The sequence below is a fragment of the Micromonospora sp. NPDC049891 genome (genome assembly GCF_040660295.1).
In the GTDB taxonomy this organism is placed as follows: Bacteria; Actinomycetota; Actinomycetes; order Mycobacteriales; family Micromonosporaceae; genus Micromonospora.
The window spans coordinates 15982-41901 of the sequence record NZ_JBFAML010000008.1; the positions used below are offsets into that span (position 1 = coordinate 15982).

A 25920-nucleotide genomic window follows, 5' to 3' on the forward strand; every position below is an offset into this window, starting at 1 on the left:
CCGGGCCGGTCCGCTGGGGGATGGTGGACCGGCCCGGTACGGCCCGGGCCTGGTTCAGCCCAGTGCTTCCTCGGCGGCCGCCAGGAACGCGTCGTTCTCGGCCGGCGTGCCGATGGTGATCCGTACCCCGTCGCCGGGGAACGGGCGGACGATCACGCCCCGCGACTCGCACGCCTTGCCGAACTCCACCGACCGGTCGCCCAGCGGCAGCCAGACGAAGTTCGACTGGCTGGCCGGGACGCCGGGAACGAGCTTGCTGACGGCCTCGCTGACACGTTCGCGTTCGGCCACCACGAGCGCACACCGCCGACGCACCTCGTCGGCCTGGGCGAGCGCGGCCAACGCGCCCGCCTGGGCGGCCATGCTCGTGGAGAACGGCGTGACGACCTTGCGTACCGCCGCTGCCACCTGCGGCTGCGCGACCAGGAAGCCGATCCGCAGGCCGGCCAGACCCCACGCCTTGGAAAGGGTGCGCAGCACCGCCACGTTCGGCCGGTCGGCGAAGCTCAACCCGTCCGGCACCTCCGGGTCGGTGACGAACTCGCGGTAGGCCTCGTCGATCACCACAAGCACGTCGTCCGGTACGGCGTCGAGGAAGCGCTCCAGCTCGGCGCGGCGTACCGCGGTGCCCGTCGGGTTGTTGGGGTTGCAGACCAGGATCATCCGGGTGCGGTCGGTCACCGCCGCGGCCATCGCCGTCAGGTCATGCCCGTGCCCGGCGTCGTTCGGCACCTTGATGCTTGTCGCGCCGCTGGTCGCCGCGATGATCGGGTACGCCTCGAACGAGCGCCATGAGTAGACGAGTTCGTCGCCGGGCAGGCAGGTGGCGCGCACCAGGTGCTCGGCCAGCGCCACCGAGCCGCAGCCGGTCGCCACCCGATCGGCGTCCACCCCGTACCGTTCGGCGAGCGCCTGGCGGAGCGCCACGACGCCCATGTCCGGGTAGCGGTGCACCCCGGCGACGGCCTCGGCGACCGCCTCCACCACACCGGGCAGCGGGCCGTACGGCACCTCGTTGCTGGCCAGCTTGATGGCCTCGGGCAGGCCCAGCTCACGGGCCAGGTCGGCCGGGCTGCGGCCGGGTACGTAGTTGGGCAGCGCGTCCAGGTCGGCGCGGGTCAGCCGTACCGCCGCCTGGTGTCGTCCGTCGTCGGTCATGGGGTCTCTCCCGGGGGGTTGGCGCGGTCGTCGGGGGTACGCGGAAGCTGAACCACCACGGTCTGCGCCCGCTTGTCGTGCAGCGCCTGCCGTAGCGGATGGTCGAAGAGCGGTGAGAGGGCGTCGATCAGCTGGAGCAGCAGGCCGAGCCCGCAGCAGTACCAGAGCAGCGTGGGCAGGCCGAGGGTGTTCCACCGGCGCAGTGCCCGACCGAAGCCCAGCGGCGTGTCCGCCTCGACCGGCACCGCCCTGACGCGCAGCAGCCGCTTGCCGAAGGTCTGCCCGCTGGCGGCCATCGACGGGACCTCGTACGCCAGCCAGAGCGAGGTGGCGATGAGCAGGATCGTCACGACCAACGCGCCGGCCTGGTCGCCGGCGGCGGGCAGCGGGTCGGTGGTGCGGTCCTGGTCCTGCACCCGACGCCAGAACTCGTCGAGTGGTGCGGAGAGTTCCTGGAGGTAGCGCCAGACGAACCAGCCGTTGACCAGGGCGTTGAGTGCGAAGACGACGCCGAAGTCGATGAGCCGGGCGCCCAGCCGGGCGCCGAACGAGGCCAGCGGCATCCCGTGCGGCCGGGGTGCCGGCGGGCGCCCGGGCCAGGTCGGGTACGGCCAACCGGGCGGCGGCCCCTGCTGCGGGTCACCTGCGGGCCAGGCCGGCGGTGCGCCCGGCGGCTGCTGACCGCCAGGCCAACCCGGTGGCGTTCCGCCGCCCGGCTGTCCGGTCGGCGGGCCTTGTGGCCAGGTGGCCGGCGGGGTGCCGCCGGAGGGCAGGTCGGCGGCGGGCGGTGCCCAGGCGGGCGCCGGTGAGGTGGGCTCCGGTGCCGGTTCGGGCTCGGGCTCGGGTGGGCCCTCGGGTGGGGTGACGTCAACCGGGATGGGCGCGCCGATCCAGCCCTCGCCATCCCAGTACCTGCGGGTTTCCGGGTCGGCGGGGTCGACGTACCAGCCGGGTGCCACGCTCACGTCACGGCCTCGCTGCGCTCGTTCACCTCGACACCTTAACGACGACGGTCCCGGCGAACTTGTCGTGGAGGCACTGCTGCCAGGGCTTGTCCCACAACTGCCAGAGGCCGTCGACGTAACTGCCACCGGGCACCAGAGACCCGCCGACGAACTGCACGAGGTACCGCTTACCGGCCATCCGGCGGTCCAGGGTGCGGGTCGGGTCGAGGGAGACCACGCGCAGATTCATAATTTTCTTGCCGAGGGTCTGCCCGGTCCGCTTCAGGTATTCGACGTGATAGAGCCAGTACAGCCCCAGCATCAGCACGATCAGCCCGGCCTGTAGCACGAGCATCGGCAACACCAGATCGCTGAACAGGGTGGCCAGGTCCGGCTCGGCGGGCGTGCCGTCCGGGTTGGTCCAGTTGAGCGTGGAGAGTATCCGCAACCAGAAGACCAGGAAGACCGGTAGGAAGAGCACCATCAGGACTCCGGTCGCGATCGCCGTGTCGATCAGGTACGCCAGCAGCCGGTCACCGAAGCTCGCCAGCGGCTGCCCGCCCGGCCCCAGCACCGGCGGTGGCGGCCCGGCAGCCCAACCGGGCGGAGGCGGTCCCACCGGCCAGGGCGGCTGGGACGCGTACCCCTGCGGACCCGGCTGTCCGGGCGGCGGCTGGACGGGTGGGGCCCACTGTGCCGGAACCTGGGGCGGGCCGGCGGGTGGCGCGGCACCGCCGGCCGGGGGCTCGCCGGCCGGCGGTGCCGGGTGCGCGGGTGGCTGGGTCACGCTCGACAGTGTTACAGGTTGCCGCGCTTTTCCTGCTCCCGCTCGATGGCCTCGAAGAGCGCCTTGAAGTTGCCCTTGCCGAAGCCGAGCGAGCCGTGCCGCTCGATCAGCTCGAAGAAGACGGTCGGGCGGTCCTGCACCGGCTTGGTGAAGATCTGCAGCAGGTAGCCGTCCTCGTCCCGGTCGACCAGGATCTTGCGGGACTTGAGTTCCTCGATCGGTACGCGTACCTCGCCGATCCGGGCGCGCAGCTCCGGGTCGTCGTAGTACGAGTCCGGGGTTTCGAGGAAGTCGACGCCGGCCGCCCGCATCGCGTCGACGCTGGCCAGGATGTCGTTCGTGGCCACGGCGATGTGCTGGGCACCCGGGCCCTGGTAGAACTCCAGGTACTCGTCGATCTGCGACTTCTTCTTGGCGATGGCCGGCTCGTTGAGCGGGAACTTCACCTTGCGGGTGCCGTTCGCGACGACCTTGCTCATCAGCGCCGAGTAGTCGGTGGCGATGTCGTCGCCGATGAACTCGGCCATGTTCGTGAAGCCCATGACCCGGCGGTAGAACTCGACCCACTCGTCCATCCGGCCCAGCTCGACATTGCCGACCACGTGGTCGACCGCCTGGAAGAAGCGCTTCGGCTGGATCCCGGCGTCGATCATCGGCTGCCGGTCCACGATCGGACCCCGGGCGGCGAAGCCGGGCAGGAACGGGCCCTGGTAGCGGGACCGGTCCACGAGCGTGTGCCGGGTGTCGCCGTAGGTGGCGATGGCGGCCAGCCGTACCGTGCCGTGCCCGTCGGTCACGTCGTGCGGCTCCACCAGGCCGGTCGCGCCCTGCGCGGTGGCGTGCGCGTACGCGGCGTCGACGTCGGGCACCTCCAGCGCGATGTCGCTGACGCCGTCGCTGTGCCGGGCGACGTGCTCGGCGCCGTCGGCGTCCGGGCGCACCGCGCCGGTGAGCACGAACCGCGCCGATCCGCTGGTCAGCACGTACTCGGCGTGGTCGCGGTAGCCCTGCTCCGGACCCCGGTACGCCACACACGTCATGCCGAAAGCGGTGGAGTAGTAGTGCGCGGCCTGCTTGGCGTTGCCCACCAGGAAACGCACGTGGTCGAGACCCTTGACCGGGAACGGGTCCTTGCTGGTGTCGTGGTCGACGGCGCCGACGAGGGCGTCGACGTCCACCTCCTCGGTCGACTGGGGTCGGTCGATCGCCTGGGTCATGGTGGCCTCCCTCGCGTACCGCCCGGCCTCGTGGGCCGACGGGATCGTGTGCTGCTGTGCCGAGCATCGCGGTGACCTGGCGCACTGGGCAACCCTCTCCGCCTACGCTGGTCAGGTTGCACAAACGGTATGGTGTTCACGCATGAACACTGGTCAGATTGCCCAGCTCGACGAGCTGGATGTGCGACTCATCGAGCTGCTCGCCGAGGAACCCCGGATCGGCGTGCTGGAGTGCTCGCGCCGGCTCCACGTCGCCCGGGGGACCGTCCAGGCGCGACTCGACAAGCTGGTGGGGCGGGGGGTCATCGCCGGATTCGGGCCGGATCTCGGCCCGGCAGCGCTCGGCTTCACGGTGACCAGCTTCGTCACCCTGGAGATCAGCCAGCGGCACGGGCACGACCCGGTCACCCGCCACCTGGCGGCGATCCCGGAGGTGCTGGAAGCGCACACCATCACCGGCTCGGGCGATCTGCTCTGCCGGATCGTGGCCCGCTCGAACACCGACCTCCAGCGGGTGATCGACCAGATCGTGGCGTACGAGGGGATCACCCGCGCCTCCACGATCATCGCGCTCGCCGAGCAGATCCCCTACCGGGTCCTGCCGCTGCTGCGCTCGGCGGTGCGGTGAGCCCGATCAGTTCTCCGCAAGCGCGTCGCCGAGCGGGGTACGGCGGTAGCGGACGGACCGGCCGGACCGGACCCGAGTGATCAGGCCCGCGTCGCGCAGCACGGACAGGTGGTCGCCGACGCCGCCCAGGCTCATCCCGAGCTGCACCACGAGTTGGCTGGTCGTGGCGGGCAGGGCGAGTGCCCGCAGCACCGCCGCACGGGACCGCCCGACCAGCCGGTCCAGCGCGTCCTCGGGCCGACCCGGGTCGGGCGGCCCGAGCAGTTCGGCCACTCCGGAGGCCCGGTAGACGATCGCGAACGGCCACGGCGGCTCGACGTAATTGATCATCATGCCGAAGACCGTGGGGATGAAGAGCAACCCTTGGCCGCCGAGCGAGTAGCTGCGGGGGTCGCGGTCGGCCACCTCGATCGCGCCGAGGCCGCCGCCGGAGACCCAGCGCAGCCTCGGGTCCAGGTCCGCCACGGCCGACCCCCAGCCGTACGCGAGCAGGCGGCCGGCGCGATGCACCAGGTCCCGTTCCAGCACCGCCCGCAGTCGCGGCCAGTCCGGCTGCACCAGGGTCACCCAGGACGCCTCGATCGCGTCGGCCAGCCGGTTGACGACGTCCGGCGAGTCGTAGATCCGGCGGGCGTACCCCGGCGGGGTGCGCAGTCCAACGAGGTTGCGGGCCAACTCGTCGCGGGCCTGCCCGAGCGGCGTGGCCCGGACCACGGCCAGCTCGTCGGCGAAGGTGCGGCCGATGCCGTCCGGCGGCGGCTGGATGAAGTCGGCGTTGTAGCCACCCCGGCGCAGCAGCGCCATCAGCGCACCCACCGCCGGCTGGTCCCGGCGCAGTCGCTCGAACACCGATCGGGTGCGGGTCACCCAGGGGGCCAGCCCCGGTACGGCGTGTTGGCCGGCGTGGACGCGGAGCGCCCAGACCGCCTCGCCCAGCGGCGAGATGGCGTACCGGCTGGCCGCCACGTCCGCCGGGGTGACCTCGATCCGCATCGCCCGACCTTTCGTTGACAAGCGAAAGGATAGAGCGGCCCGGGTCGGGCGACCAGGCTGGCCGGCGTGGACAACACCAGCATGAGCACGCCGAAGGTGGCCGACCGGCCGGCCACCTTCCGGGACGTCTTCGCCGTCGCCGAGTTCCGGGTGCTCTTCGCCAGCTACGGGATCTTCATGATCGGCGAGACGGTGAAGATGCTGGCCCTCTCCGTCCTCGTCTACGAGCGCACCGGCTCCGGCCTGCTTGCCGCACTCGCGTACGTGACCGGATTCCTGCCGCACGCGCTCGGTGGGCTGTTCCTGCTGGCCCTGGCCGACAGGTGGCCGGGCCGCGCCCTGATCGTCGGCTACGACCTGGTGCGCCTGGCCATGGTGGTGGTGCTCGCCACGGGCGCGTTGTCCCCGTCGGCGATGCTCGGCCTGGTCGCCGTGGTGGCCCTCTTCGGCCCGGTGAGCAGCGCCTCGCGGAGCGCCATGCTGCCCGAGATGCTGCGTGGCGACACGTACGTGCTGGGTCGTTCGCTGCTCACCGTGGCTGCCGGCGGCACGCAGGTGGCCGGGTTCGCCGTCGGTGGCCTGCTGCTCAGCCTGGTCGGGCCGTACGGCGCGCTCTGGCTGACCGCGGCGACCTGTGGCCTCTCCGCGTTGCTCGTGCGGTTCGGGCTCGCCCACCGCCCGGCTCGCGCTGGACGGGTGGTCGACGGCCCGAGGGCCGGCGCGTTCCGGGAGACCCTGCGGGTGAACCGGCAGCTGCTGGCCGATCGCCGGATCCGTGGGCTGTTGCTCGCCCAGTGGCTGCCCGGGTCGCTGCTTGTCGGCGCCGAGGGGGTGGCGGTGCCGTACGCGGCCGATCTGGGGCCGGGTGCCAGTGCCGGTGTCCTGCTGATGGCCGGTGCGGGCGGCATGCTGGTCGGCGACCTGTTGGTGGGGCGGTTCATGGCACCGGCCCGGCGGGAACGCTTGACGCCGTGGCTCGCGCTGCTGCTGGGCGTACCCATGCTGGCGTTCCTGGCCCGACCGGCGCTGCTGCCCGCAGCGGCCCTGTTCGCGGTGGCGGCCGGGGGTTTCGCCTACCAGCTCGGGCTGGCCCGACGGTTCCTCGACGCGGTCCCCGAGGCGCGTCGGGGACAGGCGTTCGGCCTGGTCAGCACCGGCATGATGGCGGCGCAGGGGCTGGCCGCAGCCGGGGCCGGCGCGCTGAGCGAGGTGCTCGCTCCGGGTGTGGTGATGGCAGGCGCCGGAGCCGCCTCGCTCATCGCGACGCTGGTCCTGTGGCCGGTCCTCGCCCCCGGTGGCCGGCGTTCCCCGGCTCTGCCGGCGGATCCCACCCCGGCCGCGCCGGGTCCGGCGGTGTCCGCTGACCGCTGAGTCAACCACCGGCCGCGCGGTGGCCGGTGAAGTCGCCCACGCGATCTTCCTGGCGCGACACGCGGGCCGGTGCGGGCGGTGGTCGGCGCGGATGGCTACCGTGTTCCGGTGGCGAAGGGGAGCGGCCTCGGCGTACGAAGCTGGCTGCTGCTCGGCCTGATCACGGTGGTGGTGCTGGCCGCTACCGGAGTCTGGAACCCGTTCCCCACCATGTGGGACTGGGTCAACCGGCCCCAGCCGATCTCCCAGCCGGACGTGGTCTGGCAGCAGCGCATCGGCGGCACCCCGCGCAGCGTCACCATCGCCGGGGAGAGCGTCGTGATCGAGCAGCGCACCCGGGTCGAGGCCCGCAGCCTGGCCACCGGCACGCAGCTCTGGGAACGCAAGGCCGACTGGAGCGCGGTGACGGGCGGCGGGCCGGAAGCCGTGGTCGTCGTGGGCAAGCTGCTGGTCAAGGGGTACGAGGTGCTCGACCCCACCACCGGGGTGACCCGACGCCGCGACGACGACGCGGTGGCCGTCTGGACGTACCGCAACCTGCTGCTGGACGCGCGCTGTGTGGAGGCCACCGACTGCACGCTGAGTGCCTGGGACCCGCGCGGCACCGCTCCGCTGTGGACCGCCTTCCTGCCCGGGGTCAGCACCGGCCTGCTCGCCGACAACCCGAATCTGCTCGACAGTCGGCGGCTCACCAGTACCCGGATCGACGGCGAGGTGGCCGGCCCGGAGGCGGTACCGCCGCTGCTCGGGTTCCCGGTCGACGGCCGGGTGCACGTGGTGGACACCGCTACCGGCCGGGTGCTCCAGAACGTCGAGCCCGGCCGGGAGGAGCGGCTCGCCGTGATCGGCGGGCGGCTGCTGCGTATCACCGCCCGTTCGCAGGACGGCAGCTGCTACTACGGCATCTCCGGTCGGGACTCGGTCACCGGTCAGGAGGCGTGGCAGCAGACGGGACTCAACCTCCGCACCGCCGACAGTGCCGGTTGTGTGCAGCGGGAGGACCCGTACGGTGCCCGGAACGTGTTGCTCGGCGTTTCGCCGGACGGCCGGGAGGCGGTCCTCGACGGGTACGACGGGCGGCTGCTGCTGGTCACCGCCGACGCGGAACGGGTGCTCGCGGTGGACGACAGGTACGCGCTGGTGCGCACCGCCGACGGCGCAGCCGTCTCGGCCCGCGAACTCGGTGCCGACCGCACCCGGTGGAACCGGCCGGCCGGGAAGAAGGCGGGTGCCGCCCTCACCCCGTACGCGGCGATCGTCACCGACGAGAAGCCCAACCGGCTGCTTGCCCTCGACAGGCGGACCGGGCGGGAACTGGCCGTGCTTCGTACCTCGGCGAACGCCCTCGCCGTCGGACCCGCCGGCATGGTGATCGGGGAGGGGCGGGAGATCGGGTACGTCCGCTTCGGCGCGACGGCCGGCGGAGCGCCGGGCGACGCCGACGGGGCCAACCCCGGGCCCGCCGGCAGCGGGGCGGTACCGCAGCCACAGGACAGTTGCGGTCCGAAGAACGAGCTCTGCGCCGCCCCTGACCCCGGTAAATGATCGCGCCCCCCGGCGGGTGGGACGGACCGAACCTTCTGCCCTAGGCTTTGCCGTCATGAGCGAGCGGCAGCGAGCGAATCATCGGCGCAGAGCGGTGGTGCCTCACGGCGGCACGGAGCGAAGCGGAGTGCCGTCGTGAGCAAGCGGCAGCGAGCGAATCATCAGCCCACTGCGGTGGTGCCTCATGGCGGCACGCGGCGGACCGGAGTGCCGTCATGAGCGGTGCCGACTTCGCGTACGCCCCGCTGCTGCCGACCGGTCCGGACCAGACGGAGTACCGCCTGGTCACCGACGAGGGCGTCGACGTGGTCAACGGTCCGGGCGGCCGCCGGTTCCTGACCGTCGAGCCGGCCGCGCTCACCGCGCTCACCGCCGAGGCGATGCACGACATCGCGCACTTCCTGCGTCCGGCGCACCTCGCCCAGCTACGGTCGATCATCGATGACCCGGCAGCCTCCCCGAACGACCGGTTCGTCGCGCTGGACCTGCTGCGCAACGCCAACATCGCCGCGGGCGGAGTGCTGCCGATGTGCCAGGACACCGGCACCGCGATCGTGATGGGCAAGCGGGGCCGGCACGTGCTCACCGACGGGTCCGACGCCGAAGCGATCTCGCGCGGCGTGTGGCAGGCGTACACCCGGTTGAACCTGCGCTACTCGCAACTCGCCCCGCTCACCATGTGGGAGGAACGCAACACCGGCAGCAACCTGCCCGCGCAGGTCGAGCTGTACGCCGAGGACCCGGACGGCCACCCGGACGCCTACAAGTTCCTCTTCATGGCCAAGGGCGGTGGCTCGGCCAACAAGTCGTACCTCTACCAGGAGACGAAGGCACTGCTGAACCCGACGCGGATGATGCAGTTCCTGGAGGAGAAGCTGCGGCTGATCGGCACCTCCGCCTGCCCGCCCTACCACCTGGCGGTGGTGATCGGCGGCACCAGCGCAGAGTACGCCCTCAAGACCGCCAAGTACGCCTCCGCCAAGTACCTCGACGCCCTGCCCACCTCCGGTTCGATGACCGCGCACGGCTTCCGGGACCTGGAGCTGGAGGCCGAGGTGCTGGAGCTGACCCGCAACTTCGGCATCGGCGCGCAGTTCGGCGGGCGCTACTTCTGCCACGACGTCCGGGTGGTGCGACTGCCCCGGCACGGCGCGTCCTGCCCGGTGGCGATCGCCGTCTCCTGCTCGGCCGACCGGCAGGCGGTTGCCAAGATCACCCCGTCGGGCGTATGGCTGGAGCGACTCGAAACCGACCCGGCCCGCTACCTGCCCGACATCACCGAGGCGCAGCTGGACGCCACCGAGGTGGTCCGCGTCGACCTCAACCGACCGATGGACGAGATCCGCGCCGAGTTGTCCAAGTACCCGGTCAAGACCCGGTTGTCGCTGAGCGGCCCGCTCGTGGTCGCCCGGGACATCGCCCACGCGAAGATCGCAGAGCGGCTGGACGCGGGCGAGCCGATGCCGCAGTACCTCCGCGACCACGCCGTCTACTACGCCGGCCCGGCGAAGACCCCGGAGGGCTACGCCTCGGGCTCGTTCGGCCCGACCACGGCCGGTCGGATGGACGCCTATGTGGAGAAGTTCCAGGCCGCCGGCGGGTCGATGGTGATGCTGGCCAAGGGCAACCGGTCGGCGCAGGTGACCCGCTCCTGCGAGCAGCACGGCGGCTTCTACCTCGGTTCGATCGGCGGTCCCGCCGCCCGCCTGGCCCAGGACTGCATCAAGCACGTCGAGGTTCTGGAGTACGCGGAGCTGGGCATGGAGGCGGTCTGGAAGATCGAGGTGGAGGACTTCCCGGCCTTCATCGTCGTCGACGACAAGGGCAACGACTTCTTCGCCGAGGTCACCAAGCCGGTCCTCACCATCGGCCGTTCCTGAGCGAACATCGGTGCGCCTGTCCGCATTCGTGGACAGGCGCACCGCCCCCGTCGGATGTCGAGACCGACAACCGACAGAAGTCTCCGCCCCGGCGCTGTCGAACCTCTCTCAGAGCGCTATCAAATTGATGGGCGTACTGTGACGGTCGGGCTACTCTGCTGGTCGTTGCGTCGTCCCGGTGGGAGAGCGAATGCGGTTTCGGATCCTGGGTCCGCTGCGGGTGGGAGACGGCGAAGCCACCGTCACCGCGGCTAGGGACCGGGCCGTACTCGCGGTTCTGCTACTCAGAGCCAATCGGGTTGTGCCGGCCGAGGAACTGATCGACGCGCTCTGGGAGGACGACCCGCCGGCCACCGCCCGCGCCCAGCTGCAGACCTGCGTCTCACGACTGCGGCAGCGATTCACTCAACTCGGCCTGTCACCGGAGCTCATCGTCACCGATCCCGTCGGGTACGCCGTGCGGACCGCTCCCGGTGAGCTGGACAGCGAGGTCTTCGCCCAAGGCATCGAGACCGCCCGGGGGATGCTCGCCCGTGGCCGGCTGGTCGACGCGCGTGGCCAGTTCCGCGCGGCGTTGCGGTTGTGGCGCGGCGCGGCCCTGAGCGGCATCCGGAACGCAAGCGTTCGGCGGCGTGCCGAGGCACTCGACGAGCAGCGTCTCACGGCGCTGGAGGAGTGTGTGGACGTCGAACTACGTCTCGGTCACGCGGCGGCGCTGCTCGACGAACTGGCCGAGAACCTGGATCGGCATCCGCTGCGGGAACGCCTCCGGGGGCAACTCATGCTGGCCCTGGCCGCGGTGGGTCGGCAGGCTGACGCCCTCAGGCTCTACCGGGAAGGGCGGGGCCTGTACGCGGAGGAACTCGGCATCGAGCCGGGCGCGGCACTACAGGAACTGCACCAGCGGGTGCTTGCCGGGGACCTCGCGATCGCCGGATCCGAGCGGCGGGCCACCGTCCCCGTCCGCGCCCTGCCCCGCGCGATCAGTGACTTCACCGGACGGGCGGAGACGATCGCCAGGTTGGTCAAGGAGATCGAGGAGGGCGAGACCCGGATCCAGCTGATCGACGGTATGGCGGGCAGCGGCAAGACCACCCTGGCGGTGCACGTGGCCAACCGGATCGCGGAACGGTACCCCGACGCGCATCTCTTCATCGACCTGCACGGGCACAGCGAGCGGACACCACTGAGTCCGTCGGCGGCACTGGCCACGTTGTTGCGGCAACTCGGGGTTCCGGCCGAGCGGATCCCGGTCCACGTGGATGACCGGTTGGCCATCTGGCGGACCGAACTGGCCGACCGGCGAGCCCTGGTCCTGCTGGACAACGCCGCCTCCGCCGCGCAGGTGGCGCCGCTGTTGCCCAGCGGTGCCGGCTGCATCACTCTGATCACCAGCCGACGTCGACTGGTCGGCCTCGACGAGGGACGACCCTCCTCGCTGCCGGTGCTCGATCCCGACGAGGCGATCGAGCTGCTCGGTCGGGTGGCTGGCGAGGAGCGGATCGCGGCGGAGCGTGCCGCGGCCGCCGAGGTGGTGCGCCGCTGCGGTTATCTGCCGCTGGCGATTCGCCTGGCCGGTGCGAGACTGGTGCACCGTCCGCGGTGGCGGGTCGTCGACCTGGCCGAACGGCTCGGCGGTGCCCGGGACACGCTGGCCGAGCTGGTCGCCGGGCAACGCTCGGTCGGTGACGCCTTCGCGTTGTCGTTCGCCCAGGTGTCGCCGCCGGCCCAGCGCGTCTTCCGACTGCTCGGGCTGCATCCGGGGATACGCCTGGACGCCACCACCGCCGCCGCCCTGGCCGACCTGCCACTGGCCGAGGCACAGGACGTGCTGGACGAGCTGGTCGACGCCCACCTGGTCGATGAGCCGGAGGCGGGCCGCTACCGACTGCACGACCTGGTCCGCGAGTACTCCCGCACGCTGCTGGCCGACCCCGCCCACGCGCCGGAGCGGCACGAGGCGCTCGGCCGGCTGCTGGAGCACCATCTGTACGTGGCGGCGGCGCTCGGCCGCGAGACCGAGTCACCCGGCACCCGGCGTACGCTCCGCCTGTCCGACCCGTCCCGCCCTGACCTGGTGAGGGTTGATGTGGCGCGTGGGCTGGCCTGGTTCGACGACAACCGGTCCGCGCTGGTCGCCATGCCCGCGCTGGCCGAGACGGAGTACCCGGAGCGCGCCTGGCAGCTCGCCCGGGCGAGTTGGCGGCTGCTCTACAACGGCGGGCACCTGGACGAGTTGATCGAGACACATCGGGTGGGCCTCCGGTCGGCGCAGGCGCTCGGTGACGAGTCCGCGCAGGCGCTGATGCTGAATTACCTGGCGTCGGCCCACTTCCGGCGTGCCCGCTTCGCGCACGCCATCGCCCTGCTGCAGCAGGCACTCGAGTTGTGCCGCAGCAGCGGTCCACCCGACCTGCTGAGAAGCGTGCTGTGGAACCTGGGGATCAACAACTACGCCGAGGGCGGCCCTCGCCGTGGCATCGGGTACTTCCAGGAGGCGGCGGTCCTAGGCAGTGGCAACCAGATGGCCGCACGCAGCGCTCTGCTCAACAACATGACCCACCTGATGTGCGCCTGGGGCCGCTACCACGAGGCGCTACGACTCGGCCGCCAGCACCTGCTGCTGGCCCGCGAGGTCGGTGACCGTCGGCAGTTGGCGAACGCTCTGGGGCACGTCGGCATCATCCGGCACCGGATGGGTGACATCGGGCCGGCCCGTCGACTGCTGCGAGCGGCGCTTCTCGCACACCGCGCGGGGAAGGACCGGTTCGACGAGGGCGAGATGCTCAACGAGCTGGGGGTGATGGAGCGCGAGGCCGGCCGTACGGAAGAGGCGGCGACGCTTCACCGACAGGCGTTCATTGCGATCAGCGAGGCCGGCGACCTGGTCGGCCAGTGCGGGTCCCGCAATTTGCTGGCCCTCGCCATCCTCGACCAGGGTGACGTACGCAGCGCTCAGGACCTCTTCGGTCGGGTGCTGCTCGACGCCGCCCGGATCAACCACCGCTACGAGCAGGCGCGAGCACTCGACGGCATCGCCCGCTGCCTGCGTTCCACCGATCCGGCAGCGGCCCGCTCGCACTGGGCTCGGGCACTGGCCCTGTTCCAGCAGCTCGACGTACCGGAACAGGAGACGGTGCGGCGGTTGCTCGCCGAGCTGGACGACTGACTCTCGCGATCATCTGCGAGTCGGTGCCGGGCGGGGCAGGATGGTACGCGTGACGACTCCAGAGGGTACGGGTTATCGGATCGAACGCGACTCGATGGGCGAGGTGGAGGTGCCCGCCGAGGCGCTGTGGCGGGCCCAGACGCAGCGGGCGGTGCAGAACTTCCCGATCTCCGGCCGGGGTATCGAGCCGGCCCAGATCCGGGCGCTGGCTCAGATCAAGGGTGCTGCGGCCGAGGTCAACGGCGACCTGGGAGTGATCGACGCGAACGTGGCGGCGGCGATCGCCGCCGCTGCCGCGCACGTGGCCGACGGCGGGTACGACGACCAGTTCCCGGTGGACGTGTTCCAGACCGGTTCCGGCACGTCGTCCAACATGAACACCAACGAGGTGATCGCCACCCTGGCCGGGCGGGAGCTGGGCAGCAGCGTTCATCCCAACGACGATGTCAACGCCTCGCAGTCGAGCAACGACGTCTTCCCCTCATCCATCCATCTGGCGGCCACCGAGGCCGTCGTACGGGATCTGCTGCCGGCGCTGGACCACCTGGCCGCCGCACTGGAGGGGAAGTCGTCGGAGTTCGAGACCGTGGTCAAGGCCGGGCGTACGCACCTGATGGACGCCACCCCGGTGACGCTCGGACAGGAGTTCGGCGGGTACGCCGCCCAGGTCCGCTACGGCATCGAACGGTTGGAAGCGGCGCTGCCCCGGTTGGCGGAGCTGCCGCTGGGCGGCACGGCGGTCGGCACCGGAATCAACACCCCGCTCGGTTTCGCCGCCCGGGTGATCGAGAAGCTGCGTGCCTCGACCGGGCTGCCGTTGACCGAGGCGCGCAACCATTTCGAGGCGCAGGGTGCCCGGGACGCCCTGGTCGAGACGTCGGGGCAGCTGCGTACCGTCGCGGTCGGGCTCTACAAGATCGCGAACGACATCCGCTGGATGGGTTCCGGCCCTCGCGCGGGCCTGCGTGAACTGCGCATCCCGGACCTCCAGCCGGGTTCGTCGATCATGCCCGGCAAGGTCAACCCGGTGGTCTGCGAGGCCGTCCGGCAGGTCTGCGCGCAGGTCGTCGGCAACGACGCGACGGTGGCCTTCGCCGGCTCACAGGGCGACTTCGAGCTGAACGTCATGCTGCCGGTGATGGGCCGCAACATCCTGGAGTCGATCCGGCTGATCGCCGCGTCGAGCCGCCTGCTCGCCGACCGGTGCGTGGTCGGCCTGGTCGCGGACGCCGAGGTCTGCCTGTCGTACGCCGAGGGCTCGCCGTCGATCGTCACCCCGTTGAACCGCCACCTCGGGTACGACGAGGCCGCCTCGATCGCCAAGGAGGCGTTGGCGAAGCAGATCTCCATCAAGGAGGTGGTGATCTCGCGGGGCCACATCGACTCCGGCAAACTCTCCGAGACCCAGTTGGAAGAGGCACTCGACCTGCTCCGCATGACCCACCCCTGACCCGGCCCGTGCCTGCCCGGTCCGGGTTCCCGGCTCCGGCTTGATCGACTCCGGTTGCGGCATCTTGTGGTCATCAGCAGCCCGGATAGGCCGAGATGCCGCAACGCGAGTCGATCAACCCGCCACGCTGATGCCGGGTGACCTGATCAGCCGGCGGCCGTTCGGGTGCCGGGTGCCGGGTGCCGGGTGCCGGGTGCCGGGTGCCGGGGGCGGCGGTGGTGGTGGGGGTGAAGGAGCGGGTCGGTCGGCTCGGCCCGCTGGGCTACTGGTCAGGAGCGGGCGGCGGCCTTGCGGGCGCGGTAGGCGCTGACCGCGGCCCGGTTGCCGCAGCCGGCCTCGCAGAACCGGCGGGAGCGGTTCTTGGACAGGTCGACAAGCACGTTGTCGCAGTCGGGGTGGTCGCAGGTGCGCAACCGGCGCAGCTCGCCACCGCGCACCACGTCGGCGATCGCCATCGCCGCCTCGACCGCCATCCGGGTCGCCAGCGGGGCGTCGCGGGGGACGGCGTGCAGGTGGTACGGCTCGGCGTCGTGCGTGATGAGCTGGGGCAGTGCACGGTGCTCGCGGAGCAGGGCGTTCACGATCGACACGATCTCGTCGACCTCGGCGTGCCAGATCCGGCGTAGCCGGGGGCGCAGCGCGCGTACCGCCCGTAGCTCCGCCTCGGTGTGCTCGTGCCGACCGCTGTAGGAGTGGACGGTGTAGAAGGCGTCCAGGGCGGCGACGTCCGGGAGCCCCTCCCCGTCGGAACCGGCGGTGTTCACCAGCGCGGCGGCGGCGATCAGCGAACACTCGGTGTCATGGGCGAAAAGCAACTTGACTCCTGTCATGGCCCCGTCTAGCGTCATCGGCGTAACCTATTTTGCCCATGGCGGGCCGTCGCGCCAAGGAGAGTTCATGCGTCAATCGCCCGCCGCGGGTGCCGGTCTCGCTCTGGCACTGCTCTCCGCGATCACCTTCGCCACCTCAGGCACCTTCGCTCGATCCCTGATCGACGAGGGCTGGTCGGCCGAGGCGGTGGTCATCGCCCGGGTCGGCATCGCCGCCCTCGTCCTGGCGGTGCCCGCCATGCTCGTCCTACGCGGACGGTGGCAGGTGCTGCGGCGGAACCTCGCGTCGATCGGCGTCTTCGGGCTGCTCGGCGTCGCGGTCGCTCAGGCGTGCTTCTTCAACGCGGTGCGCTACCTGCCGGTCGGCGTCGCGTTGCTGCTGGAGTACCTCGGCATCGTCCTCGTCGTCGGTTGGACCTGGCTGGTGCAGGGCCAGCGGCCCCGTCGGCTGACCGTCGCCGGCTCCGCGGCGGCCATGATCGGCCTGGTCTTCGTGCTCGACGTGACCGGGGCGGGCCGACTCGACCTGGTCGGCGTGCTCTGGGGGCTCGGTGCGGCGGTCGGGTTGGCCGGGTACTTCGTGCTCGCCGGCAGGGTCGACCCCGCTCTCCCGTCGATGGTCATGGCCAGCGGCGGGATGGCCGCCGGTGCCGGCGTGCTGCTGCTGCTCGGCCTGACCGGGGCACTGCCGTTGCGGGCCACCTTCGACACCGTGCAGTTCGCCGGCATGGAGACCAGTTGGCTGGTGCCGATCGCCGGCCTGACGTTGGTGGCCGCGGTGGTCGCCTACCTGGCCGGGATCGCCGCGGTACGGACGCTCGGTTCCCGGTTGGCCTCGTTCGTCGGCCTGACCGAGGTGATGTTCGCGGTGCTGATCGCCTGGCTGGTGCTGGGGGAGCTGCCGACGGTGGTGCAGCTGTTCGGCGGGTTGCTGATCGTCGCGGGTGTGGCGCTGGTCCGTCTCGATGAGCTGCGGACCCCCGTTCAGGTGGCCCAGACCCAGGCGACGGAGCCGGCCCTGCGGTGACAAGCTGGACGGCGTGCTGACCACTGTGGTGTTCGACGCCGACGAGACCCTGATCGATCTGCGTCCGGCCGTCACCGCCGGGCTGGAGGCCGTACTGGCGCGGATGCGGCGGCTGACCCCGGTCGCGGCCGGCGTCACCCTCGCGGACCTGGAGTCGGACTGGGGTGCGGTCTTCGGGGACCTGTCCGCCGCGCCGGTGGCCGAGATCCGGCGTGCCGCCCTGGCCCGGTCCCTGGACCGGGCCGGTCTCGGTGCCCACCTGGACGAGATCGCCGCGATTTTCTTCGCCCGCCGTTTCGCACTGACCCGGCCGTTCGCCGACACACTGCCGACGCTGGCCGCCCTGCGCCGACAGTGGACGCTTGGCTTCGCCACCAACGGCAACAGCTACGCCGAGCGCTGCGGCCTCGCCGGCGAGTTCGCCTTCGAGGTGTACGCGCACCGCGACGGGGTGCCGAAGAAACCGAACCCGGACTTCTACGCGGCGGTGTGTGCGGCCGCCGGAGTGAGCCCGGCTCAGTTGGTACACGTCGGCGACAACCTGGCTCATGACGTGATCGGCGCGCAGCGGGCCGGCCTACGGGCCGTCTGGCTCGACCGCCGGGGTGAGCGGCTGCCGGCAGGTGTGGTGCCGGACGCCGTGGTCTCGACGCTGTCCGAGTTGCCCACCGTGCTGGCCGATCTTTCCGACGAAGCGGATCTTCCGCCGCGAATCCGGCGCTGCTCTGGCGAAACCTCACGCGTTGATGTCTGATGACGCCAGCCCCTCAACGAGAGGATTCAATGTGGTGAGCAAGCGCTTCACCGTCGGCGTCGTCGCGACCGCGGCGGCACTGGCACTCACGGTGACAGGTCTGGGTGTGCCGGCCAGCGCCGGGCCGTCGGACCTGCGGACCTTCACCGTGGTCGCCGAAGACGGAGTCTCCGCCGACGCGGCTATCGCCGCGATCCGGGCGGCTGGCGGGACCGTGGTGTCCCGCAGCGACGAGGTCGGTGTGTACCAGGTGACGACCGACCGGGCTGACTTCGCGACGAAGGCGACTTCCGCCGCCGCCCTGATCGGTGCGGCCGAGGAGAAGGCGATTGGGCGCAAACCGCGCCTCGACCGGGTCGAGCAGGAGCACCTGCTGGCCGCGACGGCCGCCAAGGGCGCCGGTAAGCAGCGGGGCAAGAAGCTCGACCCGCTGGACGACAAGCTCTGGGGTCTGGAGATGATCCGGGCCGACAAGGCGCGCAAGGTGGAGCCCGGCGACCGCCGGGTCACCGTCGGCGTCCTTGACACCGGCGTCGACGCCAGCCACCCCGACATCGCACCGAACTTCAACTGGGCGCTGTCCCGCAACTTCGCGCCCGACATCCCGGAGATCGACGGTGAGTGCGAGGTGGCGAGCTGCCTCGACCCGGCCGGCACCGACGATGGCGGTCACGGCACTCACGTCGCCGGCACCATCGGCGCCGCCGCCAACGGGTTCGGCCTCTCCGGTGTCGCCCCCAAGGTGTCCCTGGTCAACCTCAAGGGCGGTCAGGACTCCGGCTACTTCTTCCTCAACCCGGTGGTCAACGCCCTGCTGCACGCGGGCCGGTCGGGTCTCGACGTGGTCAACATGTCGTTCTACGTCGACCCGTGGCTCTACAACTGCACCGCCAACCCGGCCGACTCGCCGGAGGCGCAGGCGGCGCAGCGGGCCACCATCAGGGCCATGAAGCGGGCGCTGACCTTCGCCCACAACCGGGGCGTCACCCTGGTCGGTGCGCTCGGCAACAACCACGAGGACCTGGGCGACCCGCGTACCGACGTCTCCAGCCCGAACTACGGTGACGTCGCGCCGTACCCCCGCGAGATCGACAACGACAGCTGCTGGGACCTGCCCACGGAGGGGCCGCACGTCATCAGCGTCTCCTCGGTCGGTCCGTCCGGCCAGAAGGCCGACTACTCGAACTACGGCACCGAGCAGACCGCTGTCGCCGCGCCGGGCGGCTGGTTCCGCGACGGCTTCGGCACCGACACGTTCCGTACCGACGCCAACATGATTCTCTCCACCTACCCGAAGAAGGTCCTCCAGGAGGAGGGCGCGGTCGACGAGGACGGCAACATCGTGGCCGGTGCCGAGACCTTCGTGTTCAAGGAGTGCAAGGCCAACGGGGAGTGCGGGTACTACACCTACCTCCAGGGCACCTCGATGGCGGCACCGCACGCCTCCGGGGTGGCCGCGCTCATCGTGAGCCGCTACGGCAAGCAGCAGGGCCGTGATGGTTACGGCATGGCGCCGGACCTGGTCGAGCAGCATCTCCGCCGGACGGCCGCCGAGCGGGCCTGCCCGGAGCCGCGGCTGGTGAGCTACGCCAACGAAGGCCGGCCGGCTGAGTTCGACGCCTACTGCGACGGCTCGCGCAGCTTCAACGGCTTCTACGGCCACGGCATCATCGACGCGTACGCGGCGGTTACCGCTCCGCTCAAGCCCGGCCGGTAACCGGGCCGGGACGCACGCGTCCTGATCAACAATGGGATGGCCGGGCTGGAACCTCTCAGCCCGGCCATCACGCATCCCGGTCGGCGGTGTGGTGGCCCGGGTCGGACCCTCCGTCATCGGCGCCATCCGCGCTCCAGCAGCGCACCGCGGGTCTCCCGGACGATTCCCGGGAAGTCCTGATGGAGACGGCGACTGGTCACATGCAGTACCAGCCATCCGGCACCGACGAGACGGTTGAGGCGCTGTCGGTCCCGGTGCAGTTGCTCGCGGTCCGAGTGCCGGTGCCCGTCGTACTCCACGGCCACCCGAAACGCCGGCCAGGCGAGGTCAGGGTGCAGGATCAGACCGCCGGAGACCCGCACCGGGTGCTGGACCACCGGTCGAGGCAGACCGGCCAACACCAACCGGATGCGCAGGTGTGACTCGGCCGGCGACTGAGCCGCCGGCTCAGCCAGATCGAACAGCCAACTCGCCCGGCGGAAACCGGGACGGCTGTCGTTAAGGGCCGCGATCTCGGCGAGCGCCGCTCGCGTGGTGAGTCCTCGGCCGAGCAAGGTGTCGACTATGCCGATCGCGCGGGCCGGCTCCAGCCAGACGGCGGTCTCCCACGCTGCCCGGGTCGGGTCGGTGCGGGGAAGCGTGCCCGGGCGGGTGCCCTGGTTCAACGGCTCGTGGGCCATCGTGTGCACCTGGAGGCCACGTTGGCTGCGCAGCCCTGACGGAGCCGGCACGAGCACGTGAACGTTGTCGGCGAAACTCGCGGCATGCTCCACCCCGTGCAGGTACGCCGCCGACGGTCCGGCGAACGACGCCTCGACCGGCAGTTGCAACGCCACGGCCCGGCAGGCCAAATCGTGATCGCGATCAAGTCGGGCGTCGGCGTAGATGTCCCGGCGCAACCGCACCCAGGCGGAACCACGGAGCTGGTGGGCGGTGAGCAAGCCTTGGCGTACGGCGTCGGAGCCACGGAAGACCTGCCACGCCAGGGCTCCCGGTCGGTATGCATGAGCTGGCATGAACGAGAGCCTGCGTGGCGCGGGGCGGCCTCGGCAGCCCCTGTGGACAACCGCAGGCAGGACACCGGCCGTCCCCTGTGGATAACCACTCTGACCCCCGCCGGATGTGCTATTGGCCATGCTCGGACCTCGGCGTACGAGCCTGGGCTGCGGTGCCGCTCGGCGAGCCCTGGCGTGGCGGGAGTCGCCTCGGTTTGCGGCAAGTTGGGCTTTCAGGCGGAAGTTTGGGCGCAACTTGCCGCAAGCCGCAGTGGGATGGGGCAGGCAGCGAAGGTTGTCCGGCCGCGATGGGCGGCACAGGCCGCAGCTGTCGGCTCAGCCGAGGTTGGGTGAGGCCCAGGGGCACGGCGTGGGTGGTGCCGGCGGGTCAGGTGAGGGCGGTGGCGATGGCGGTGGCGGCGGCCAGTACCTGGGCGCCGACAGCCTCGGAGTCCAGTGGGGCCAGAGCCACCACCCCGACGCTCGCCTCCAGGCCGGGCACCCCGAGCACCGGCGCGGCCACCCCGTACGCGCCGGATTGCAGCTCACCCGCGGTGCTCACCGGGCCGGCGTCGCCCGACCGGCCGGCCAGGATGGCCCGCCCGGCGGCACCGCGTTCCAGCGGGTGCCGGGCACCGGTTCGGTACGCGACGTGGAACGACGTCCAACTCGGCTCGACCACCGCCAGCGCGACCCCCTCACCACCCTCGACGACGGTGAGGTGGGCGGTGGCTCCGGCCTGTTCGGCGAGCCGCCGCAGCGCGGGCAGCGCACCCTCGGCGAGCAGCGGTTGGGCCCGCCGGGCCAGGTGCAGTACTCCGGCGCCGAGGCGCAACCGGCCGTCGGCGTCGCGGCGCAGCATTCCGTGCCTGGCCAGCGGGCCGACCAGGCGGTAGACGGCGGCTCGACCGATGCCCAACTCGTTCGCGGCCTCGGTGACGGTCAGACCTTCCGGGACGTCCGCCACCAGGTGTAGCAACCGTAGACCCCGGTCCAACGTCTGCGACGCCTCGCCGCCCGGCATCGGAGCGCTGGGCATCGAGGCGCCTGGCACCGGCGGATCCGGCGTCGAGGCGCCTGGTACCGACGGGTCCGGCTTCGAACCACCTGGCAGCGAGCCAGCTGGCGTCGTGCCGCCGGGCGCTGCCGGCGGTGGGGTGGCGCCGGGCGTCGCTGGAGTGCTCACGACCAGCAGCGTACGGCCAGCGGGGCGGCCACCGGCAGGAGCCGAGCGGCAGGGTGCTACCAGGCTCCGACCGACCAGGCAACAGCGGACGGCTACCCTTGTACGGTGACGCTACGCCTGTATGACACCGCCACCCGATCGGTGCGGGACTTCGTCCCGCGGGAAGCCGGCAAGGTGGGGGTCTACCTGTGTGGTCTCACCCTCCAGGCGCCGCCGCACATCGGTCATCTTCGCTCCGGCGTCAACTATGACGTGTTGCGTCGCTGGCTGTCGGCCGCCGGTTTCCAGGTCACCTTCATCCGCAATGTGACCGACATCGACGACAAGATCCTGGTCAAGGCGCAGGAGCAGCAGCGGCCCTTCTGGTCGATCGCGTACGCGAACGAGTTGAAGCTCGCCGAGGCGTACCGGGCGTTGAACGTGCTGCCGCCCACCTACGAACCGCGGGCCACCGGTCACATCCCCGAGATGCATGAACTGATCGCGCAGTTGATCGAGCGGGGGCACGCCTACCCGGCCACCGACGGCTCGGGCGACGTGTACTTCGACGTGGCTTCCTGGCCGGCGTACGGGGCGTTGTCCAACCAGTCGCCCGAGGACATGCAGTCCGCCTGTGAAGCTCCCGAGCGGGGTAAGCGCGACCTGCGCGACTTCGCCCTCTGGAAGGGGGCCAAGCCGGACGAGCCGGCGGACGCCTACTGGCCGTCGCCCTGGGGGCGGGGCCGGCCCGGCTGGCACATCGAGTGCTCGGCGATGTGCTGGCGCTATCTGGGCGCGGAGTTCGACATCCACGGCGGCGGGCTCGACCTGACCTTCCCGCACCACGAGAACGAGTTGGCCCAGTCCCAGGCCGCCGGCCTGCCCTTCGCCCGGTACTGGGTGCATCACGGGCTGCTCAGCATCGGCGGGGCGAAGATGGGCAAGTCGCTGGGCAACGCCCTCGACCTGACGTACGTCGCCTCCCTCGGCGTGCGCCCGGTCGAACTGCGCTACTACTACGTGGCCGCCCACTACCGTTCCCGGATCGACTACTCCGAGGAGGCGTTGCGCGAGGCGGCCGTCGCGTACCGGCGGATCGAGGGCTTCGTGACGCGGGCCGTGGAACGGGTCGGTGCGGGCGGCCTCGGTGAACTGCCCGCCGCGTTCGTCGCGGCGATGGACGACGACCTGAACACCTCGGCGGCGCTGGCGGCGTTGCACGAGGTGCTGCGGGACGGCAACAACGCGCTGGCCGGTGGGGACGATGTGACCGTCCGCACCACGCTCGCCAGTGTCCGCGCGATGCTGGATATCCTCGGAGTCGACCCTCTCGACCCGGCGTGGACCGGCGGAGCCCGGGCGAGCGACCTCCGTGGCGTGGTGGACTCCCTGATCGCCCTGGCACTGGAACAGCGCGCGCAGGCCCGGGTCCGCAAGGACTGGGCTGCCGCCGACGCGCTGCGGGATCAACTCAAGCGGGCCGGAGTGGTGGTCGAGGACACCCCACAGGGGCCGCGTTGGACTATTGGAGAGCAGGACTGATGGCCGGCAATTCTCAGCGCCGTGGCCGGCGGGTGACGTCGAAGGCTAGTGCCCAGAAGGGGTCCGGCGGAAAGAACCGGGACGCCCTCGCCGGGCGCGGCCGGACTTTGCCGGCCGACGAGCGACCCTGGCACAAGGCGTACTCGGGCACCGAGAAGCTGCCGCAGCGCACCGCCTGGAAGCAGGAGAAGGAGCGCCGGGCGGCCGCCGAGGAGGGGCGTGCCCCGAAGATCGGCCAGCCCGGCAGCAAGGACACCACCTGGGGCAAGGGTGGCGGCCGGGGCTCGGCCGTCGCGAAGCCGGTCCGGGGCAAGCAGCCTGCGGGGCGCAGCGGTCCCCGGGTCGCGCCGGGCCGCAAGTCCAACCCGGCGAAGGACACCCAGGAGCTGCTGGTCGGTCGCAACCCCGTGCTGGAGGCGCTGCGTACCCAGGTTCCGGCGACCGCGCTCTACACGGCGCAGGGCATGGACGTCGACGACCGGGTCAAGGAGATCATCCGTACCGCCGCTGACCGGGGCGTCGCGATCCTTGACGTCAGCCGCGCCGAGCTGGACCGGATGACCGGGGGCGTGCTGCACCAGGGCGTCGGTCTCCAGGTGCCGCCGTTCGCGTACGAGCCGTTCGAGGACCTGGTCGCCGCCGCGCTGGAACAGCCGGCGCCGCTGCTGGTGGCGTTGGACGGGGTCACCGATCCGCGTAACCTCGGCGCGGTGATCCGGTCCGCCGCCGCGTTCGGCGCGCAGGGAGTCTTCGTGCCCGAGCGGCGGGCGGCCGGGATCACCGCGACCGCCTGGCGGACCAGCGCGGGTGCGGCGGCCCGGGTGCCGGTGGCCCAGGTGACAAACCTGACCCGGTCGCTGAAGGCCTGCCGGGACGCCGGGTTCATGGTGGTCGGCCTGGACGCCGACGGGGAGACCGACCTGTACGACCTGGAGGCCGCCGTCGGTCCGCTGGTGGTGGTGGTCGGCTCGGAGGGACGGGGACTGTCCCGCCTGGTCGGGCAGACCTGCGACCTCACCGTGAGCATCCCGATGATCTCCGAGGTGGAGTCGCTGAACGCGAGCGTCGCCGCCGCCGTCACCCTGGCCGAGGTGGCCCGCCGCCGGGCCGTCGAGGGCTGAGAAACCGGAGAGCGCACGCGAAAAGGGGCGGCCCGCCATCGGCGGACCGCCCCTTCGCGGTTGCTACGTCAGATGCGCTGCCCGGTGGCGGCGTGGAAGACGTGGCTCTGGCCGGTACGCGGCTTCACGAAGATCGTGTCGCCCATGTTCGGCATGGTCCGACGGTCGGTACGGACCACGAACCGCTCGGAGGCGCCGTCGAGCGCCGCGTGACCGTAGACGTTGGCGTCGGAGCCCAGGTCCTCGACCAGCTCGACCACGACCGGCATGCCACCCTCGGTCGGGCTGACGATGTCGCAGTCCTCCGGGCGGAAGCCCACGGTCACCTTGCCGTTGCCGCCCTCGGAGTTGGCCGCCTCGGCCTGCTCGCGGGTCAGCGGCACGAGCATCTCGGCGAACGCCGCGCCCTGCTCGCTGAACGAGACGGTCTTGATGTTCATGGCGGGCGAGCCGATGAAGCCGGCGACGAAGACGTTGGCCGGGGTGTCGTAGAGCGTCCGCGGGGTGTCGACCTGCTGGAGCACACCGTCGAGCATGACCGCCACCCGGTGACCCATGGTCATGGCCTCGACCTGGTCGTGGGTGACGTAGACGGTGGTGATGCCGAGCTTGGCCTGAAGCGACGCGATCTGCGTACGGGTCTGCACCCGCAGCTTGGCGTCGAGGTTCGACAGCGGCTCGTCCATCAGGAAGACCTGCGGCTCCCGGACGATGGCCCGGCCCATCGCGACCCGCTGGCGCTGACCGCCGGAGAGTGCCTTGGGCTTACGGCTGAGGTACTCCTCCAGCTGGAGCAGCGCCGCCGCTTCCTTGACCCGCCTGTCGATCTCGGACTTGGAGGTCTTGCGCAGCTTGAGCGCGAACGCCATGTTCTCGTACACCGTCATGTGCGGGTAGAGGGCGTAGTTCTGGAAGACCATCGCGATGTCGCGGGCCTTCGGCGGCAGGTGGGTGACGTCCCGGTCGTCGATGTAGATCGCGCCGTCGTCGACATCCTCCAGGCCGGCGAGCATGCGCAGGCTGGTGGACTTACCACATCCGGAGGGGCCGACGAGGACGAGGAACTCGCCGTCGCCGATCTGGAGGTCGAGCTGGTTGACCGCGGGGCGTTCGGTGCCCGGATAGATCCGGGACGCCTTCGCGTAGGTGACCGTAGCCATGAGGGGGACGCTTCCTTTCACCGGCAGGAACGTGCCGGACGATCCGAGTGAAGGAGCGACCGGCACGGATGCCCGTACCGGCGCCACGGCCAGCGCGGGGCGAGCCCGTGTCGGCCGTGTCACTGCACGGTAAACGGCTTTCGCCGCATTGCCAAGGTCCACGGACGAGCGGTAGTTCCGAAGCATTCGCATTCCGGTCACTCGGGCACGGTCGGACACGAATCGACGCCCACACGTCGGGTTGTTGACGTTTCCCATGCTCGGGACCCCTGCCGAGCAGGAAAACCGGACGCCTGTCGCTATGCTGGCCTCGACACAACGCCCCTGTAGCTCAGCTGGCCAGAGCACCCGCCTTGTAAGCGGGATGTCGCCGGTTCGATCCCGGCCGGGGGCTCCATCTGTATCGCGCATGGCACACCGGGCGGACATCTCGGCGTGGCCGGGTGTTCAGACGGGCCCGTTAGGCT

20 protein-coding genes and 1 tRNA gene are annotated in these 25920 nt (G+C 71.2%); 12 read left to right on the forward strand and 9 right to left on the reverse strand.

What is annotated here, in order from left to right; all coding sequences use genetic code 11:
• Window positions 1–54: 54 nt before the first annotated feature.
• Genes hisC through hppD form a run of 4 tightly spaced genes read right to left on the reverse strand, consistent with a single transcriptional unit; the run spans window position 55 to window position 4106 of the window.
• Entirely contained in the window at window positions 55–1158 is a 1104-nt protein-coding gene (gene hisC / locus AB0I71_RS12640; protein ID WP_357583891.1) for a histidinol-phosphate transaminase, read from the reverse strand.
• Window positions 1155–2123, reverse strand: coding sequence for an RDD family protein (locus AB0I71_RS12645; protein ID WP_357583893.1), 969 nt, complete (start codon window positions 2121–2123; stop codon window positions 1155–1157). The genes hisC and AB0I71_RS12645 overlap by 4 nt, the downstream gene beginning before the upstream one ends.
• Before the next feature lie 22 nt (window positions 2124–2145).
• Window positions 2146–2889, reverse strand: coding sequence for an RDD family protein (locus AB0I71_RS12650; protein ID WP_357583895.1), 744 nt, complete (start codon window positions 2887–2889; stop codon window positions 2146–2148).
• 11 nt (window positions 2890–2900) lie between these two features.
• Window positions 2901–4106, reverse strand: coding sequence for a 4-hydroxyphenylpyruvate dioxygenase (hppD, locus tag AB0I71_RS12655; protein ID WP_357583897.1), 1206 nt, complete (start codon window positions 4104–4106; stop codon window positions 2901–2903).
• Between the two features lie 142 nt (window positions 4107–4248).
• Between hppD and AB0I71_RS12660 the strand changes: the two genes are divergently transcribed.
• Window positions 4249–4734 (forward strand): Lrp/AsnC family transcriptional regulator, encoded by a 486-nt coding sequence (locus tag AB0I71_RS12660; protein WP_357583899.1) that lies wholly within the window; start codon window positions 4249–4251, stop codon window positions 4732–4734.
• 6 nt (window positions 4735–4740) lie between these two features.
• On the opposite strand, the gene AB0I71_RS12665 is transcribed toward AB0I71_RS12660, so the two are convergent.
• On the reverse strand, window positions 4741–5727 hold the full coding sequence (locus AB0I71_RS12665) for a helix-turn-helix domain-containing protein (RefSeq protein WP_357583901.1): 987 nt from the start codon (window positions 5725–5727) through the stop codon (window positions 4741–4743).
• 81 nt (window positions 5728–5808) lie between these two features.
• Here AB0I71_RS12665 and AB0I71_RS12670 point away from each other — a divergent pair, with 81 nt between their 5' ends.
• The 5 genes from AB0I71_RS12670 to AB0I71_RS12690 all read left to right on the forward strand — a co-directional run bounded on the left by AB0I71_RS12670 (window position 5809) and on the right by AB0I71_RS12690 (window position 15142).
• The gene (locus AB0I71_RS12670; protein ID WP_357584266.1) at window positions 5809–7098 is read left to right on the forward strand and encodes an MFS transporter; all 1290 of its coding nucleotides are present in this window, start codon (window positions 5809–5811) and stop codon (window positions 7096–7098) included.
• Between the two features lie 108 nt (window positions 7099–7206).
• Window positions 7207–8643 carry a PQQ-binding-like beta-propeller repeat protein gene (locus AB0I71_RS12675; RefSeq protein ID WP_357583904.1) on the forward strand — a complete coding sequence of 479 codons (1437 nt, stop codon included), beginning with the start codon at window positions 7207–7209 and terminating at the stop codon, window positions 8641–8643.
• A 215-nt stretch (window positions 8644–8858) separates the two neighbouring features.
• The gene (locus tag AB0I71_RS12680; protein ID WP_357583906.1) at window positions 8859–10523 is read left to right on the forward strand and encodes a fumarate hydratase; all 1665 of its coding nucleotides are present in this window, start codon (window positions 8859–8861) and stop codon (window positions 10521–10523) included.
• A gap of 190 nt (window positions 10524–10713) precedes the next feature.
• The gene (locus AB0I71_RS12685; protein ID WP_357583908.1) at window positions 10714–13692 is read left to right on the forward strand and encodes a BTAD domain-containing putative transcriptional regulator; all 2979 of its coding nucleotides are present in this window, start codon (window positions 10714–10716) and stop codon (window positions 13690–13692) included.
• A 40-nt stretch (window positions 13693–13732) separates the two neighbouring features.
• Window positions 13733–15142: a class II fumarate hydratase gene (locus AB0I71_RS12690; protein ID WP_357583910.1), complete on the forward strand. Its 1410-nt coding sequence runs from the start codon at window positions 13733–13735 to the stop codon at window positions 15140–15142.
• Window positions 15143–15411: 269 nt separating this feature from the next.
• On the opposite strand, the gene AB0I71_RS12695 is transcribed toward AB0I71_RS12690, so the two are convergent.
• Window positions 15412–15972: a CGNR zinc finger domain-containing protein gene (locus AB0I71_RS12695; protein ID WP_357584268.1), complete on the reverse strand. Its 561-nt coding sequence runs from the start codon at window positions 15970–15972 to the stop codon at window positions 15412–15414.
• A 67-nt stretch (window positions 15973–16039) separates the two neighbouring features.
• Here AB0I71_RS12695 and AB0I71_RS12700 point away from each other — a divergent pair, with 67 nt between their 5' ends.
• The 3 genes from AB0I71_RS12700 to AB0I71_RS12710 are packed head-to-tail and all read left to right on the forward strand — an operon-like array spanning window position 16040 to window position 19470.
• A complete protein-coding gene (locus AB0I71_RS12700) occupies window positions 16040–16999 on the forward strand; it encodes an EamA family transporter (RefSeq protein WP_357583912.1) in 960 nt (319 codons plus the stop codon).
• 13 nt (window positions 17000–17012) lie between these two features.
• Window positions 17013–17753, forward strand: a complete 741-nt coding sequence (locus AB0I71_RS12705; protein WP_357583914.1) for an HAD family hydrolase — start codon at window positions 17013–17015, stop codon at window positions 17751–17753.
• A 34-nt stretch (window positions 17754–17787) separates the two neighbouring features.
• Window positions 17788–19470: a S8 family serine peptidase gene (locus tag AB0I71_RS12710; protein WP_357583916.1), complete on the forward strand. Its 1683-nt coding sequence runs from the start codon at window positions 17788–17790 to the stop codon at window positions 19468–19470.
• A 113-nt stretch (window positions 19471–19583) separates the two neighbouring features.
• On the opposite strand, the gene AB0I71_RS12715 is transcribed toward AB0I71_RS12710, so the two are convergent.
• Both AB0I71_RS12715 and AB0I71_RS12720 read right to left on the reverse strand, forming a co-directional pair.
• Entirely contained in the window at window positions 19584–20486 is a 903-nt protein-coding gene (locus AB0I71_RS12715; protein WP_357583918.1) for a hypothetical protein, read from the reverse strand.
• A gap of 367 nt (window positions 20487–20853) precedes the next feature.
• Window positions 20854–21489 carry a helix-turn-helix domain-containing protein gene (locus AB0I71_RS12720; RefSeq protein ID WP_357584270.1) on the reverse strand — a complete coding sequence of 212 codons (636 nt, stop codon included), beginning with the start codon at window positions 21487–21489 and terminating at the stop codon, window positions 20854–20856.
• 267 nt (window positions 21490–21756) lie between these two features.
• Between AB0I71_RS12720 and cysS the strand changes: the two genes are divergently transcribed.
• Both cysS and rlmB read left to right on the forward strand, forming a co-directional pair.
• Entirely contained in the window at window positions 21757–23172 is a 1416-nt protein-coding gene (cysS, locus tag AB0I71_RS12725; protein ID WP_357583920.1) for a cysteine--tRNA ligase, read from the forward strand.
• Window positions 23172–24293 (forward strand): 23S rRNA (guanosine(2251)-2'-O)-methyltransferase RlmB, encoded by a 1122-nt coding sequence (gene rlmB, locus AB0I71_RS12730; RefSeq protein ID WP_357583922.1) that lies wholly within the window; start codon window positions 23172–23174, stop codon window positions 24291–24293. Before cysS ends, rlmB begins: the two co-directional genes overlap by 1 nt.
• A gap of 68 nt (window positions 24294–24361) precedes the next feature.
• On the opposite strand, the gene ugpC is transcribed toward rlmB, so the two are convergent.
• Window positions 24362–25453, reverse strand: a complete 1092-nt coding sequence (gene ugpC / locus AB0I71_RS12735) for a sn-glycerol-3-phosphate ABC transporter ATP-binding protein UgpC (RefSeq protein WP_357583924.1) — start codon at window positions 25451–25453, stop codon at window positions 24362–24364.
• 320 nt (window positions 25454–25773) lie between these two features.
• Between ugpC and AB0I71_RS12740 the strand changes: the two genes are divergently transcribed.
• Window positions 25774–25850: transfer RNA gene (locus tag AB0I71_RS12740), tRNA-Thr, on the forward strand.
• The last annotated feature ends 70 nt before the right edge of the window (window positions 25851–25920 follow it).

Excerpts from the sequence above, each read along its gene's own strand:
- hisC (WP_357583891.1), bottom strand. The coding sequence starts at position 1,158 with ATGACCGACGACGGACGACACCAGGCGGCGGTACGGCTGACCCGCGCC.
- hppD (WP_357583897.1), bottom strand. The coding sequence starts at position 4,106 with ATGACCCAGGCGATCGACCGACCCCAGTCGACCGAGGAGGTGGACGTC.
- AB0I71_RS12660 (WP_357583899.1), top strand. The coding sequence starts at position 4,249 with ATGAACACTGGTCAGATTGCCCAGCTCGACGAGCTGGATGTGCGACTC.
- AB0I71_RS12665 (WP_357583901.1), bottom strand. The coding sequence starts at position 5,727 with ATGCGGATCGAGGTCACCCCGGCGGACGTGGCGGCCAGCCGGTACGCC.
- AB0I71_RS12670 (WP_357584266.1), top strand. The coding sequence starts at position 5,809 with ATGAGCACGCCGAAGGTGGCCGACCGGCCGGCCACCTTCCGGGACGTC.
- AB0I71_RS12680 (WP_357583906.1), top strand. The coding sequence starts at position 8,859 with ATGAGCGGTGCCGACTTCGCGTACGCCCCGCTGCTGCCGACCGGTCCG.
- AB0I71_RS12685 (WP_357583908.1), top strand. The coding sequence starts at position 10,714 with ATGCGGTTTCGGATCCTGGGTCCGCTGCGGGTGGGAGACGGCGAAGCC.
- AB0I71_RS12690 (WP_357583910.1), top strand. The coding sequence starts at position 13,733 with ATGGTACGCGTGACGACTCCAGAGGGTACGGGTTATCGGATCGAACGC.
- AB0I71_RS12695 (WP_357584268.1), bottom strand. The coding sequence starts at position 15,972 with ATGACAGGAGTCAAGTTGCTTTTCGCCCATGACACCGAGTGTTCGCTG.
- AB0I71_RS12700 (WP_357583912.1), top strand. The coding sequence starts at position 16,040 with ATGCGTCAATCGCCCGCCGCGGGTGCCGGTCTCGCTCTGGCACTGCTC.
- AB0I71_RS12715 (WP_357583918.1), bottom strand. The coding sequence starts at position 20,486 with ATGCCAGCTCATGCATACCGACCGGGAGCCCTGGCGTGGCAGGTCTTC.
- AB0I71_RS12720 (WP_357584270.1), bottom strand. The coding sequence starts at position 21,489 with ATGCCGGGCGGCGAGGCGTCGCAGACGTTGGACCGGGGTCTACGGTTG.
- rlmB (WP_357583922.1), top strand. The coding sequence starts at position 23,172 with ATGGCCGGCAATTCTCAGCGCCGTGGCCGGCGGGTGACGTCGAAGGCT.
- ugpC (WP_357583924.1), bottom strand. The coding sequence starts at position 25,453 with ATGGCTACGGTCACCTACGCGAAGGCGTCCCGGATCTATCCGGGCACC.